The following is a 15,079-nucleotide window of genomic DNA, read 5'->3' as shown; positions in this document are numbered from 1 at the left end:
CCCGGTTCAGCCGCGCGCGAAGCCCTCGACGAACGGATCGCTGCTTGTGGCGCGGCCCGCGCGGTCGTGGCGTCCGGCCAGGCGGCGGTGCCAGTGAGGCACAACGCTGCTCGACAGCGTCACGTCATACCAGCCGAGCGCGCCATCGAGCGACCAGCGATGCCGTCCCGTCGGCAGAATCTCTTCCGACGCGCCGCCGCCCGGCGTCAGGCGGCGTACGCGCAGCCCCGGTGCGGTGCCGACCCGCAACGCCAGCCCGGCATCGGACAGGCTCCATGCGATCGCCATGGTCGGGTCGTCGCGCTGCCCGACGAAATGGCGGTGGAAGCCGTTCGGCCCCAGCACCCACAGGTCATAGCGACCATCGGTGGCGTAGGGCCAATGGCCGTCGATCCGGTTGCCGGCCGCCACGCTGTAGCGGCGCGGTGGCTGGTCGAGCGCGTGGCGGTCATAGACGTGGAACACCGCGCCCGCCCCATCGGCGGCGAACCGCAGGTGCAGCCCCGTGTCGTCGCCACGCTCGATCACCTCCAGCCGATAGGGCAGGGCGCGCGACCGGCGGATGCCGCTTTCCTGCCATGGCGCGGAGGCGGGCGGTGCTTGCGGATCGACCTGCCCCTTGATCGCCGCCGCCCGCCGCGCATCGGCGGCGGGGTCGGGCAGGGACGGGGTTGCCACATCGGTCGCGGCGAAGTCGAAGGCCGAGGTCAGGTCGCCACAGATCGCCCGCCGCCAGGCGGAGATATTGGGTTCGTGAATGCCGAAGCGCGCCTCCAGAAACCGGATCACCGATGTATGGTCGAAGGTCTGCGAATTGACCCAGCCGCCCCGGCTCCAGGGTGATACGACATAAAGCGGCACGCGCGGGCCGAGGCCATAGGGGCGTCCGCGATAATCGGGCAGGTCGATCGCCGCATCGCCGCTGCTCGGCATGTCATGATATTCGCCGGTCAAGTCGATGGTCGACCCGCCGAACATCACGCCGTCCGCGCCCCGCGATGGCGGGGCAGGCGGCGGCACATGGTCGAAAAATCCGTCATTCTCGTCGAACATCACCAGCAATACGGTCCGCGCCCACACCTTCGGATCGGCGGTCAGCGCATCGAGCACCCGCGCGGTATAGTCCGCTCCCTGTGCCGGGCTGGACGGGCCGGGATGTTCGGAGCCGGCGGCGGTGGCGATGACGTAGGACACTTGCGGCAGGCGGCCAGCGAGCACATCGGCCTTGAGCATGTCCGGCCCACGCGTGGTGAGTGCCCGGTCCTTCAACACCGCATCGCCGCGCCCGGCATGGGCGTCGCGAAACGCGGCGAAGCCGGCCAGCGGGTTGTCGGTGAAATTATCGGCCATGTCCTGATAGATGCGCCAGTCGACGCCCGCCGCCTGCAACCGTTCGACCGTCGTCGTCCAGCGATAGGGATCGGCCGCACCGCCATTTTCGACGAAATCGTCATGGGAATTGCCAATCGCCGGGCCGCCATGGGTACCTTGCGGATCGTTGGTGCCGCTCCACAGGAACAGCCGGTTGGTGTTGGTCCCGGTCTGTACCGCGCAGTGATAGGCGTCGCAGATCGTGAACGCCTCGGCCAGCGCGAACTGGAACGGGATGTCGGTGCGACGGTAATGGCCCATGGCGCGCGGGTGCTTCGCCTCGGGCCAATGCGCCATCCGCCCCTCATCCCATGCGCGCTGGGCATCGGGCCAGCTATGCGGCGTGCCCTCCATCCGCATCAGCGCGAATTGCCGTGCGGTGTCGAGGTGGAAGGGGGAGACGATGCGCGGGGTGCCGGTGCGATCGGTCTGTTGCCAGACATTGCCCGCCGGGGTCGGGATGGGGAAGCGGTCGGCAAAACCGCGCACCCCGCGCAGCGTGCCGAAATAATGGTCGAAGCCGCGATTTTCCTGGCACAGGATGACGACGTGCTGGACGTCGGCGATGGTACCGCTGCGCCGGTCGGGCGCGATCGCCGCCGCGCGGGCGATCGACGCGGGCAACGCCGCCGCGCCGGCCAGCGCGGCGCCGGTGGACAGAAGGGAGCGGCGCGACAGGTCGACCATGGAATGTCCCGGAAAGATTACGTTCCCCCCCCTTGTCAGGGAGGGGAGGTAAAGTCAGAAATCGAACGTCAATGCTGCCGTGACGGTGCGCGGCGTGCCGAGGAACGCCGAACCGCCGTCCGCGCCGGCAAGGTAGCGGCGATCGGCGAGGTTGGTCGCCTGTACCGTCAGCGCCATGCCCTTCAACAGCGGCGTTACCTCGCCCAGATCGACGCCGGCATAGGCGTCGACGGTGGTGAAGCTGGGCGCGGTCGCGTCGCCGTCGCTGCCGATGAAGCGGTCGCCGACGAACTTGGCGGCGCCGCCGATCTTGAACACCCCGCGCGCATAGTCGGCCGCCGCGACCCACATGTTGCGGGGCGAGTTGATGACCTGCCGCCCCGGCGTCACGCCGATATCGGCGTCCTGCGCGGCATTGCCGGTGCCGATATAGGTCGCGTGGTTGTAGGTATAGTTGCCCGACAGGGTCAGCCCCTGCGTCACGCGATAGGCAAGTGCGGCCTCGATCCCACGGCTCTTGATGCCGCCCACGTTCAGATAGACGCTGTCCTGCTCCTCCAGATAATCGATGCCCGTGACGAGGTTGGCCGAGATCGACTGGATGCGGTTGTTGAACTTGATGTCGTATGCGGTCAGCGACGCCTTGACCCGCGGTGTCGAGTAACGCGCGCCGATTTCGATATTGTTGGCGGTTTCGGGGCGGATCCGGTCGATCACCTCGCGCGGTTCGCCGAGCGGTCCGTTGCCGATCGCCGCGAAATTCTGCGAATAGCCGGCGAACGCCTCCAGCCCGTCGATCGGCGCGTGATAGACGATGCCGGTCGAGATCAGCGGGCGGCTGTTCGAACGAAGCTCGGTCACCGCGCGGTCGTTGAGCAGTTCGGCGCGGCGCTGGTCGAGGAAGAACTGCTTGACGCCGAACCGCGCAGTCAGCGGGCCATAGGTTACTGCGTCCTCGACATAATACATGATCTCGTCGAGGCCGTAGTCGGTGCTGAACTGCTGGTAATAGGGCTTGCCGTCGAACGCCGGGCCGACCAGCGCGTTGGTGACCTTGTGCCAGTCGCGCGTCTGGTTGGCGCGACCGCGTTCCCACCACAGGCCGCCGCGCAGCACATTCTCGAATCCGCCGAAATCATGCGTCCATGCCGCGTCGGCGGTCAGGCCGCCCCGGTCGTTTTCATAATGGGTGTGGCGGTACGACATGACCGGGGTCGAATTCGCCGCATAGCAGGCCGGCGCATAAAGTGCCGGTATCGCGGCCGTGCCGGTGCAGCCGGTGAGGAACGTCGCCTTCGCCCCGGTCGGGGTGACGAAGTAATAGCGGCCGAGATTGCCGCCGCCGATCACGGTCGGCCGGCTGCCGGTAAATTCGCTTTCCGGGTTGCCGGTGCCGTCGTCGCGGACGTCGACCAGATAGGGCGGCGCGAAATCGCCGCGCCCACGCATCCGGTGATAATAGCCGGCGCCCGACAGCTTTACCTCACCGAGATCGGTCTCGCCGCGCAGATAGGTGAAGAAATTGCGGCGCAGCGCGCGCGAGGTCGAGCGATAGCCCTGGTCGATATAGGGAATGCCGGTCCAGTCGTCGGTATAGGCATCGTGATTGGGATCGTTGGCGAACATCTCGGGGCTGACCGACCCGAATTCGGCTTCGTCGGCATCGTCATAGCTGACCCAGCCGGTCAGGCGGACCCGGTCGATATTGCTGACCAGCTTGGCATCGACATGGTCGCGGCGGGTCTCGCCCGAGCCACCGATCCAGTCCTTCACCCGGCTGGTCGAGGCGCTGACGAAGGCACGGGTGTCTCCCGCGAACTGGCCGGTATCGACGCGGCCATAAAGCTTGCGCGCGCCGAAATCGCCGCCCGCCAGCGTGAAGCGATAGCGGGTGTCGCGCGTCGGATCGGTCGAGACATAGTCGAGCGTCGCGCCCAGTGCCTCGTTCGAGCGCGACGAAATGTCGGCGGTGCCCTGCGACACGATCACCGTCTTCAGGTTCAACACGTCGAGATAGCGGTTGGCGCGCGATCCGCCGCCATAGCCCGAGCCGCCATTGGGCAGTCCGTCGATCGTCGATCCGATCTGTTGGCCGCCACCGCCGCCCGAGCTGAAACCACGGATGCTGATTGAGGTCGCCCAGTCGGAAGATCCGAAGGCGTCGCCCTCCGCCACGAACACGCCGGGCAGTTCCTTGATGACGTCGTTGACGCTGGTCAGCGCCGATTGCCGGTCGAGCATCGGCTCGGTCACCTGCGTGTTGGCGAAGGTCGTGGCGCGGCCGGTGACGACGATCTCGCCGCCGCTGCGTGCCTCGTCCTGCGCGCCCCCCGACACATCGGTCACCGTCGCATCGGCCGGCGCCGTCTGCGCATGGGCGTGCGTCGTCCCCGCCGCGATCGCAAGGATCGCCGCACCCGTGATGAACTTCATGATGTCTCCCCGCGGCCGCGCCGCTTATGCCCCGGCCGGTCGTCCGACCCTCGACGCGCCTTTGGCGGTTGTTGATGACGGGTGTGTGACGGATGATGAAAGTGAAGCTAAATTTGTGGGCCTTAGAGCGAGATCATCATGATTCTGTCGCAAACCGCCGCCGGAACCACAACGCCGCGCCCGCGCCCCCGTCGCAGGTCCGGCAACGACCTTCACCCCCGGCATCTTCGACAGGGCATGGCCGACCGCCTGCGCGACGATCGGCGTCGCCTTACAGTCCAGGGCGAAGCCGACCGCCATGCCTGCTGCGAACAGGCCGAAACGGGGTGGGGCGGGGGTCGGCAAAGGCTGGCAATGTCACGAACGGCTTCAGCGCTATCACCTTGATATGTCGGTTCGACGGCCTTGGCAGGGTCGACCGGGCGCCCCATCTGTCCATCATGGCCCTTGCTCGCTGGATCACGCCGCATCCGACCGGCATCCATATTCCGGCGATCGACATGTGGATCGACCCATCCGAACCGGTCGAACGCGCGCTGGTGACGCACGGCCATGCCGATCATGCGCGCGGCGGTCATCGGACGGTCTGGGCCACGCCGGAAACGCTGGCGATCATGGACACGCGCTACGGCGCACAGAACGGCGTGGCGGTCGCCTATGGCGAAAGCATCCGCATGGGCGAGGTCGACATCTCCTTCGTCCCCGCCGGCCATGTGCTGGGATCGGCGCAGATCGTGCTGGACCATCAGGGCGAACGCGTGGTGGTGTCGGGCGATTACAAGCGCCGCGCCGACCCGACCTGTGTCCCGTTCCAGCCGGTGCCGTGCGACGTGTTCGTGACCGAGGCGACGTTCGGCCTGCCGGTCTTTCGCCATCCCGAGACCCGCGACGAGATCGACAAGCTGCTGGCGGCGCTGCGCACCGAACCCGAACGCTGCGTGCTGGTCGGCGCCTATGCGCTGGGCAAGGCGCAGCGGGTGATCGCCGAGGCGCGGGCGATGGGGTTCGACGATCCGATCTACCTCCACGGCGCGATGCAGCGTTTGTGCGACCTCTATGTCGATCTGGGCGTCGACCTGGGCGAGTTACGACCCGTGGCGGGCGCGACCAAGGCGGAGTTGCAGGGCCGGATCATCGTCGCGCCGCCCTCGGCGCTGGGCGATCGCTGGTCGCGGCGGCTGCCCGACCCGATCACCGCGATGGCCAGCGGCTGGATGCGCGTCCGCCAGCGCGCCCGCCAGCGCGGCGTCGAACTGCCGCTGATCCTGTCCGACCATGCCGACTGGGACGAACTGACCCAGACCCTGACCGAAATCGCGCCGAAGGAAGTATGGGTCACCCATGGCCGCGAGGATGCGCTGGTCCATTGGTGCATGACCCGCCAGATCAAGGCGCGCGCGCTCGATCTGGTCGGGTTCGAGGACGAGGACGATTAAAGTCTGATCCGGCGGAGCCGGATCAGGGCCGGTCCCGTTTCCACGCAAGTCGATCAGAGTCTGATCCGTGGCCGACGCCCGTGCCGCCGTCAGGCGGGCAGGCGATAGGGCGCGCGATAGCGGGGCGTGATGAGCGCATTGGCATCGGCGTCGCCGGTGAACTGTCCCGCCGTCGCGTCCCAGTGCACCTTTCGCCCGGTCCGCCAGCCGATATTGCCCATCTGGCACACGATCGCGGTATTGGCGGCGGACTCGATCGGGCAGGCGGGGGTGCGCGTGCGGTCCTTCACGCAGGCGACGAAGTCGGCGGTATGGCGCTCGATCCCGTTGTCGCTCGACTTGGTCACCGGTATCTCGCGCGTCAGCGGCTTGCCGTCGCTAACCTCCGGAAACACTTGCCACTGGCCGCGATCGACGACCAGCGTTCCCGTTTCGCCGACGAACGCCACACCATGGTCGCGCCCGCCATAGGGACCGTGGCCGATGCCGACGGCATGTTCCCATTCGACCGAATAGTCGCCGAAATCGAAGATCGCGGTCTGGGTATCGGGCGTCTCCATCGCCGAATCTGGATAGCCATAGGCTCCGCCCAGCGAACTGACCGATTTCGGCACCGATGCCTTCATCCCCAGCAGCGCGATGTCCATCAGGTGCACGCCCCAATCGGTCATCAGCCCGCCGGCATAGTCCCAATACCATCGCCAGCTGAAATGAAAGCGGTTGGGATTGAACGCGCGCGCCGGTGCCGGGCCGAGCCAGCGATCATAATCGACGCCCGCCGGCGCGGACTGATCGGGTTGCGGCGCGACCCGCTTCATCCAGCCCATATAGGCCCATGCCTTGACCTTGCGCACCCGGCCGATGCCCCCGCCCTGGACCAGCGCGATCGCATCGGCCCAATGCTGGTTGCTGCGCTGCCACTGGCCGACCTGCACCACGCGGTTGTGGCGTTGCTTGGCGGCGACCATCGCCCGGCATTCCGCGATCGAATTGCCCAGCGGCTTTTCGCAATAGGCATCCTTACCCGCCGACATCGCATCGGTCAGTTGCAGCGCGTGCCAATGATCGGGGGTGGCGATGATGACCGCGTCGACCGACCGGTCGTCGAGCATCCGGCGATAATCGTCGTACAGCCGCGGCGCACGCCCCGACGCCTTCTTCAGCTCCGCCCCGCGCTCGGCCAGTACCCGGGCGTCGACGTCGCACAGCGCGACCGGCACCACGTCCGATCCCTTCAGCATCGCGCTCAGATTGGTCCAGCCCATCCCCTTGCAGCCGATCAGGCCGACCTGAAGCTTGTCGTTGGCCGCGCTTCGGCGACGCTGGGCAAAGACCTCACCCATTGGCAGGACGCCGGCGGTGGAGGCGGCAATGCCGCCGGCCAACAGGGTACGGCGGTCGAAGCGCGCGGTCATTGCCATCTCTCCCAACATGTTATCGTCGGGATCGTACCGTGAAACGAACGCGTCGCAACCCGGTAAGGCGTTGTCGACCCGTTCGGGTCTACGAACGGAGCAGCCGTTCGATCTCGCGCGCACGGATCAGCAACATGGTCGGATCGAACGCCTCGTGGCGCGGCGTCCGGTCGGCGATGCACAGCGCGCCCAATGCGAAGCCGTTGCGATCGAGCACGGGAACCCCGGCATAGAAGCGCACGAAGGGCTGGCCGGTGACCGTGCGGAAGGTGGCGAAGCGCGGGTCGCGCGTGGCGTCGGGCACGATCAGCGGTTCGTCGGGGCGCTGGACCGCAACGGCGCAGAAGGAGTCTTCCAGCGACGTTTCATAGACATCGGTCCCGATCGCGCCGAGCAGGATCTGCCGCCGACCGGTGACGATCGACAGGCCGGCAATCGCCGTCTTGTACTCCGCTGCGGTGAAACCGACGATCGTCGCCAGTTCGGGGTCGCGCATCCGCCCCAATACGCCGCTGCGATCGATGGCCAGATCGCGCACGGCGCGGTCGCCGTCGAGATACAGCTTGTTGATGCCGGCGTGCGGCCAATCCCGGAAGCCACCGAGCGTCGAAGTATGAACTCCCATGCGCTTTCTGCCTCTGTCTCTGCCTGAATACTGGATACACGGTACGTCGACCGGACAGGGACCGGTGCTGTCTACCGATGCTTAAAATGTGTGAACACTGGTTAACAAACAGTAAATCGCTTTGCCATGGCATCGATTGTAGAAGCAAAAAGCAAAGTAAAATCGATATTTACAAGTAGAGGAATGGATAACGACATTAATGCGCGGTTCATTTTGCGACATGTCGACTGATGCAGGATAAGGATCGACCGATGGCGTCCGGCAACGGGTCTCGGACATGGGCGGTCCGCCGCGATCGCCCGCCAGCGATGGCGGGAGATCGTTCGCAGGCGTACGCTCGTACCAAAGTGTGATCCGAGGAAAGCGAGCGAATTCAGCCGCTTGGCGGATCGGCTGTCAGGATCGGCGGTTTGGCGCCGCGTTGCATTAATGCTTCGTTCGCTAATGGCGCACACGGTGCCGGCCATTACGTCGTTCAGGAGAAGTATCGCGTGGTTCGCTGGTTCAAGGCCGACGCGCCCATCCGGGTCAAGTTCGTGGCGCTAGCGATCCTGAACGGATCGCTGGCGTCGCTTCCGCTCGCGGTGGCGTTGCTGTCGCCGCCCGCTGCCGGTTCGGCGCTGCCCTATATCGCGGCGGCGGCGGCGAGCATGGTGGCGATCGTGCTGGTCTCATTGGTCGCGCGCAAACTGATCTGCGACCCCTATGTCACGACGGTCGTGCGCATGGAGGCGCTGGCGGCGGGCGAGTTCGACGCGCCGATCGCGTTTTCCGACTATCGCGACTGTGTCGGCCGGATGGCGCGGGCGATGGCGACGTTCCGCGACAATGGCGTTCGCCTTGCTTCGGCGTCGGGCATTCAGCAGCAGGTGGTCGCGTCGCTTGGCGCGGGATTGACCCGCCTTGCCGGCAACGATCTCAGTCACCGCATCGACAGCGCGTTTCCCGATGAGACCGAGCAGCTGCGGCACGACTATAACCGGGCGATGGGCGCCGTGGCCGACGCGTTGCAGGCGGTCGCGTCCGCCAGCGACAGCATCAACGAGGGCGCGCTCGACATCAGCCGCGCTTCCGACGCGCTGTCGCAGCGCACCGAGCAGCAGGCGGCGAGCCTCGAGGAAACGGCGGCGGCGATGGATCAGATCACCAGCACCGTTCGCCAGACCGCCAGCGGCGCGGCGCAGGCCAAGCTGGTCGTCGATCAGGCGCGCGAGGAGGCGGACCAGTCCGGGGCGGTGGTCGATCGCGCCATCGACGCGATGGGGTCGATCGAACGCGCCTCCAACGAAATCAGCGACATCATCAGCGTGATCGACGGCATCGCCTTCCAGACCAACCTGCTGGCGCTCAATGCCGGCGTGGAGGCGGCACGGGCCGGCGATGCGGGCAAGGGGTTCGCGGTCGTCGCCAGCGAAGTCCGCGCGCTGGCGCAGCGCTCGGCCGATGCGGCGCGCGATGTCAAACTCCGGATCACCGCGTCGAGCGAGCAGGTCGACACCGGCGTCGCGCTGGTCAACGAAACCGGCAACGCGCTGCGGCGGATCGTCGATCGCATCGGCGAGGTCAGCGCGCTGGTCCACCGCATTGCCGAATCGTCCGAACATCAGTCGATCGGACTGCAACAGGTCAATACCGCCGTATGCGAGATGGACGCCGTGACCCAGCGCAACGCGGCGATGGTCGAACAGGCGACCGCCGCCGCGCGGACGCTCGCCGATCATGCCGACCAGCTTGCCGGACAGGTCGGCCGCTTCACCCTCCCGCGTGACGCCGGCAGCGCCGAACCCGGCCGGACCGCCGGGGTCGTGGTCCATGGCGACTTCCGCGCCGACCGCGCCGCCTGATCCGAATTGCCGGGATTAAGTACCGCAGCGACGCCTCAACCGGTAACGGGAAAACGATAATTCCGCTGTAGCCGTTACAAAAAGGCGGAGTAACGTCTGCGGTGCCCTCGCGGGTGTCGGCAGCGAACCGATCGACCCTCGGCGCAGCGGGCCGATCGGCGCGCCATGGTGGTTCGGGCAGCGGCGCGATACCGGCAACTATCTGAGGGAGCGTGTCTCCTGTCGCCGCGGCAGGATGCGATTCCCTCACGGCTTTCGCGACCGTCGCCCATCGTTCATCGTGTCGCAAAAACGGTACGTCGTATCCACGCGGCTATTATTGAACAATATAAAAGTAATAAAACTGCACGTCAGTCCGAGTAATCGGCCTGTCGTGCGGCTTAGCTATTGATCTGGAAGGCAAAGGCGGGCCGGGCCAGTCGCAGGCGACAGCGTACGCTTCCGTTCTTTGCATTGCCGGAAATTTCGCCTTAACCATTCCCATCGGTCGCGAACCTCGCGGCCGGAACGACCAAAGCCTTGCTTTCGAGCATTCATCTTGGGAGTGCCCTGACCCCGCATCGCCCATTCGTCGCCCGATCTTGCGAAGACGCGATGCCGGCCCGTCATGCCCTCCCGCAGTCGATGGGGATTTGACGCATGCATCATCGTGAATATCTTGCCGACGGCGCCACCACGTTGACGTCGGCACTGCTGGTGCTCGAACCCGATATCGCCGACGATACGTCGACCACTGCGACGCTGACCGTGGGGGCGCCCGCGACCGTGTCGACGCTCGGCACGATCGGCGACCAGGATCTCTTCAAGGTGCAATTGGTCGCTGGAAAGACCTATGAAATCGGCATGTTCGCCAAGGCCGGTGGCCCGACCGGCGTGCCGCTCGCTGACAGCTATCTCGAACTCTATGATGCGTCGGGCAACATTATTACCGCGGCCGATGGCGGGGCCAGCACGACGATCAACACCGTCAATAGCGGGTTCGATGCGATCCTGACCTATACCCCGACCACTAGCGGGACCTATTTCGTCAATGCCCGTGCCTATGACAACACGCCTGCCGACGGCACCACCGGCGACCTGATCGGCGACTATTCGGTGTCGGTCAGCGACGTGACCGGCCAGCCGCGCTACGTCCCCTATTACAGCACCGACAACCCGCTCTATTCGATCGACTGGGGCACGCAGGTCGACGGTACCGTCCGCAACCCCGATGGCAAGGAAACCGGCTATATCACCGGCAATCCGCAGGAGACCGCGGATGCCAAGGGCACCGGCATCACCGGCAAGAATGTCATCACCATCTATTTCGCCAAGGCCGGCGACGTCTATGTCACCGAAGACCCGACCTCGCCCAGCCTGCCGCCGGCGACGGTCGCGGTCGGCGCGAAGGATTTCGAGCTGAAGGCGATCTGGACCGCGCTCAAGGAGTTCGAGAAGGTCGCCGACGTCGTCTATGTCGAGACGCAGGATCGTGCCGCGGCAGATTTCGAATATTTCACCTATCAGGGCACGCCCGGACCGGGCGTATCGCTGCTGGGATCGATGAGCCCGCCGCAGGAGAAGGACGAGGGTACGGCGCTGTTCAACTCCGGCGACAATCGCTGGAACGCCAAGAATCTGGCGCAGGGCGGCTTCTCCTTCGTCACGCTGATCCATGAATTCGGCCATGGCCATGGCCTTGCCCATCCGCACGACAATGGCGGCCATTCGGGCATCATGCGCGGCGTCGAGTCCGAAGGGGCGGGGGTCGCCGACTATACGACCGGCGATTTCGCGCTGAACCAGGGCGTCTTCACGATGATGTCGTACGAGGATGGCTGGCAGGATTCGCCCTATGGCAATGCGCCGACCGATGCGGGCTATGGCTATCTCGGCGGGTTGATGGCGTTCGACATCGCCGCGATCCAGGACAAATACGGCGTCAACGAAGATACCGCGACCGGCAACGACACCTATACGCTCAAGGACGTCAACGCGGCGGGCACCTATTATTCGTCGATCTGGGATGCCGGGGGCACCGACCAGATCGTCTATGACGGCGCGCGCGACGCGCTGATCGATCTGCGCGCCGCGACGCTGCGCTACGAAACCGGCGGCGGCGGGCGCGTATCCTATGCCGAGGGCATCTATGGCGGCTTCACCATCGCCAATGGCGTCGTCATCGAAAACGCGCGCGGCGGATCAGGCAACGACAAGCTGTACGGCAACGCCGTCGCCAACACCCTGCTCGGCAATGCCGGCAAGGATCTGTTGCAGGGCGGTGCGGGCAATGACCGGCTGGAGGGCGGCGCGGGCGACGACTGGCTCGACGGCGGCGCCGGCGCGGACAGGCTGATCGGTGGCAAGGGCGGCTCCGACGTCTTCTTCTTCGGCAGCGACATCGGGGCGTCGCGCGACTCGATCCTCGACTTCGGCAGCGGCGACCTGTTGGTCACCACCCGCAAGATCGCCGATAGCGACAATGACAATGTCATCCTCTTCGGTCGCAACAAGGTCCTCGACCTCGGCAACGGTGCCTCCGTCGCGATGAAGAACGAGGCCGGAAAGACGATCACCACGCTCTACTATAACGGTTCGTATAGCGAGGATGGCGTCGACTATTATCTCTACAGCCTGTCGAAGACGGCCGGCACCGCGGGCTTCGCCACCAAGCTCGCCGATTACGACCTCGCCTGACCTGTTGCTCCGGCCCGCCACGCGCGGGCCGGAGTTACGCTGTCGAAATGTGATTTATCGCAATCGAACCAGGCATCATCCCAGCGCAGGCTGGGATATCCTTCTGATGGCACGAGACAAAAGCCGCACGTGGCCCCAGCCACCGCTGCGGCGACGGTTCCGGTCAACTGGATCGGCCGCTGAACGGTGATACCGACCCGACAGACTCAATGCCGGTTCAGGACGGACGGGTTGGGCTTGGTCATCACGTTCTACGCCCTGCATTCGAACGCCGCTGCCCGCTCGGTATCGCCCGCCCCGGCGATCGGGCGGGCGACCAGCGGATAGGGGCAGAGCGGGCGGGTGCGGCCCGGCCACGGCGTCGTCGCTCCCGCCGTCGCCTCGATCCGGTCGGGGGCGCTGCCCGCTTCGACCCAGCGGACCAGCGCGGCGAAGCCGTCGAACTGGTCGGTCGCCGGCCCGCCCGCGCAATGCGCCATGCCCGGCACCGGGAAGACACGGACGAACGACGCCGCGCGGCCGTTGCTGCGCCGGTCGACATCCTTCCACCAGTCGATCGTGTCGTTGATCGAGAAGACCGGGTCCGACACGCCGTGCGGCACGATCATCCGCCCGCCGCGCGCGCGGAACCGTGTCAGGTCGCTCGACCGTGCCGCGATATCCACCCATGCCGACCGGGGGAAACCGGGCGCGGTCGCATCGATCGCCGCCGGATCGCGATCGAAATCATAGCCGAGCTGATAGTCCATCCCCGCCTGCGGCGTCGGCCCCAAGGCACGCGGCGGCGTCGAGAAGATCGTCGCCAGCGCCGGTGCGCCCATCGCCGCGTTGATCGCCGGGATGGCGGGGGTGGCCAGACCCAGTTTCCAGATCCGCCAGCCATTGTCGCTGAGCCCCGCATCCCATGGGAAGCTGGCATAAAGGGCGTTGCCCCGGCTGTCGCGCGGTCCGCCGAACCCCTTGACCAGCGCGTCGATCTGACCGGGGGCGAGGCAGCTTTGCTGCTTCTGCCCGCTGCATTGCCGCGCGCGCATTTCGCGCACCACCTCGGCCGTTCCGCACTGCGCGAAATTGCCGACCAGCCCGTCGGTCAGCCCGTCCTTCGCATCGCACGCCGCCAGCACCGCGCTGCGCGCCAGCGACAGGTCGCCGTCCGAAAACGCCTGCGCCAGCCGCGCGATCGGCACGCTGGTCTCGCCCGGCGCGCGCACCAGTGCGGCATAGGTCTGCGTATCCCATGCCTCGGCGATCGCCGCCTTGGGCAGCGCGAAGCCGGGCGCGGCGGCGAGGATGCCGTCGAACGCTTCGGGATAGCGCTGGGCGAACGCCATGCCTTCCTGCCCGCCCTTCGAACAGCCGGCGAAATAGCTGTGGGCCGGATCGCCGTGATAATAGCGGCGCAGGATCGCGCGCGCCGTGTCGTAACTGGCCTTGAGCGACGCATGGCCATAATCCGCCCGCGCCTGCGCATCGAACCCGAACGACACCGCGCCGCCGCGCGCCGGATCGGCATTGGTCGCGTTCGAATGGCCCGAATCCTGGCTGATGACGGCATAGCCCTGTGCCAGCGCGACCGCGCCGCCGGTGGCGGGGCCGACCGCGTTGCCGATATCGCCATTGGTCCCGCCGCCGCCCTGGAACACGAACCGCCGGTTCCACGCATCGGGCAACCGCATGCGGAACCGGATCGCATAACGCTGTCCGTCCTGCCCGGTGCGTTCGTGCAGCACCCCGGTCACCTCGCAATGGGCGGGCAAAGGCGGAGTCTTCGCTCCCTGTCCGGCGTCGATCGTCAGCCCGGCGGCGCGTTCCTCGGCGGTCAGGATGCGCAGCGTCGGGTCGCTCCATCCGCCTGCGTTCAGCAGCGCGGCACAGCCCTGCGCCTTGGCCAGCGTCGTCGTTGCAGCGGGCGTCGTCGGCGTGGCGCAACCGGCCAGCGCCGATCCGGCCAGTATCGCGCCCAGCGTCATCGCGCGTCGCATCGCCTTCGCCTCCATCGTCATGCCACCTGATAGACGGTGATGCGGACTGCTGCGCCGTCCGCCGGGTCGGCCGCGCCGACCGTGCCGAGGAAGATCGCCTCGTTCAGCCATTGATGCTTGCCCAGCGGCACCTCGAATTCCGGCGTCGTGCGGATATAGGTGCCGCGGACCAGCCCGCGATTGCGGATATGGATCAGCGTCCCGTCGCGCTCGCGCATCAGATAGCTCGCCTCCAGCACCGTGGTTCCGTCGGCGCGGACCAGTTGCCAGTCCATTCCTTCGGGCAGGATCGTGCCGGAAATACGCGGACCGCTGAACCGGCCGCCGGTGATCGGGATGCGGATCCGCTTGCCCAGCGGCGTCGCGCCGACCTCCTCGGTCTTGCCCAGCGTCACGATCGCTTCATAGGCGAAGGTCAGGCCGATGCTGGTCAGCCGTTCGGGTGCCGCCTGTGCCGATCCCGGCAGCGACGCCGCCCCTGCCAGTGCCGCCGACGCGCCGAGCAGGCCGCGCCGCGTCCAGCCGTCCATCTCCGAACCCTGCATCGTGTCGGCCATGTCGCATCCTCCGCCCGGTCGCCGCCGGATTGCTATGATGCATATCTAAGCGG

At 66.5% G+C, this 15,079-nt stretch carries 9 protein-coding genes; 3 read left to right on the top strand and 6 right to left on the bottom strand.

Going from position 1 to position 15,079, the window contains the following annotated elements:
* Nucleotides 1-6: 6 nt before the first annotated feature.
* Both ACZ1JS_RS12080 and ACZ1JS_RS12075 read right to left on the bottom strand, forming a co-directional pair.
* Entirely contained in the window at nucleotides 7-2,058 is a 2,052-nt protein-coding gene (locus ACZ1JS_RS12080) for a phosphocholine-specific phospholipase C (protein ID WP_465166272.1), read from the bottom strand.
* A 54-nt stretch (nucleotides 2,059-2,112) separates the two neighbouring features.
* On the bottom strand, nucleotides 2,113-4,491 hold the full coding sequence (locus ACZ1JS_RS12075; protein WP_465166271.1) for a TonB-dependent receptor domain-containing protein: 2,379 nt from the start codon (nucleotides 4,489-4,491) through the stop codon (nucleotides 2,113-2,115).
* Between the two features lie 440 nt (nucleotides 4,492-4,931).
* Between ACZ1JS_RS12075 and ACZ1JS_RS12070 the strand changes: the two genes are divergently transcribed.
* Complete coding sequence (locus ACZ1JS_RS12070) at nucleotides 4,932-5,927, top strand: ligase-associated DNA damage response exonuclease (RefSeq protein WP_465166270.1); 996 nt, start codon at nucleotides 4,932-4,934, stop codon at nucleotides 5,925-5,927.
* A gap of 89 nt (nucleotides 5,928-6,016) precedes the next feature.
* Here ACZ1JS_RS12070 and ACZ1JS_RS12065 read toward each other — a convergent pair whose 3' ends face one another.
* Nucleotides 6,017-7,342 (bottom strand): Gfo/Idh/MocA family protein, encoded by a 1,326-nt coding sequence (locus ACZ1JS_RS12065; protein ID WP_465166269.1) that lies wholly within the window; start codon nucleotides 7,340-7,342, stop codon nucleotides 6,017-6,019.
* Between the two features lie 88 nt (nucleotides 7,343-7,430).
* On the bottom strand, nucleotides 7,431-7,967 hold the full coding sequence (locus ACZ1JS_RS12060) for a GAF domain-containing protein (protein WP_465166268.1): 537 nt from the start codon (nucleotides 7,965-7,967) through the stop codon (nucleotides 7,431-7,433).
* Between the two features lie 491 nt (nucleotides 7,968-8,458).
* Between ACZ1JS_RS12060 and ACZ1JS_RS12055 the strand changes: the two genes are divergently transcribed.
* Together ACZ1JS_RS12055 and ACZ1JS_RS12050 are read left to right on the top strand one after the other, a co-directional pair.
* Nucleotides 8,459-9,811 carry a methyl-accepting chemotaxis protein gene (locus ACZ1JS_RS12055; RefSeq protein WP_465166267.1) on the top strand — a complete coding sequence of 451 codons (1,353 nt, stop codon included), beginning with the start codon at nucleotides 8,459-8,461 and terminating at the stop codon, nucleotides 9,809-9,811.
* A 639-nt stretch (nucleotides 9,812-10,450) separates the two neighbouring features.
* Nucleotides 10,451-12,487 (top strand): M10 family metallopeptidase C-terminal domain-containing protein, encoded by a 2,037-nt coding sequence (locus ACZ1JS_RS12050; protein WP_465166266.1) that lies wholly within the window; start codon nucleotides 10,451-10,453, stop codon nucleotides 12,485-12,487.
* A gap of 251 nt (nucleotides 12,488-12,738) precedes the next feature.
* Here ACZ1JS_RS12050 and ACZ1JS_RS12045 read toward each other — a convergent pair whose 3' ends face one another.
* Both ACZ1JS_RS12045 and ACZ1JS_RS12040 read right to left on the bottom strand, forming a co-directional pair.
* On the bottom strand, nucleotides 12,739-14,490 hold the full coding sequence (locus ACZ1JS_RS12045; protein ID WP_465166265.1) for a tannase/feruloyl esterase family alpha/beta hydrolase: 1,752 nt from the start codon (nucleotides 14,488-14,490) through the stop codon (nucleotides 12,739-12,741).
* The gene (locus ACZ1JS_RS12040) at nucleotides 14,487-15,026 is read right to left on the bottom strand and encodes a DUF3237 family protein (RefSeq protein WP_465166264.1); all 540 of its coding nucleotides are present in this window, start codon (nucleotides 15,024-15,026) and stop codon (nucleotides 14,487-14,489) included. Before ACZ1JS_RS12040 ends, ACZ1JS_RS12045 begins: the two co-directional genes overlap by 4 nt.
* Between the last annotated feature and the right edge of the window lie 53 nt (nucleotides 15,027-15,079).

This window comes from Sphingomonas sp. BL-S-05 (genome assembly GCF_055521695.1).
This window is presented reverse-complemented; position numbering and strand designations above follow the sequence as displayed.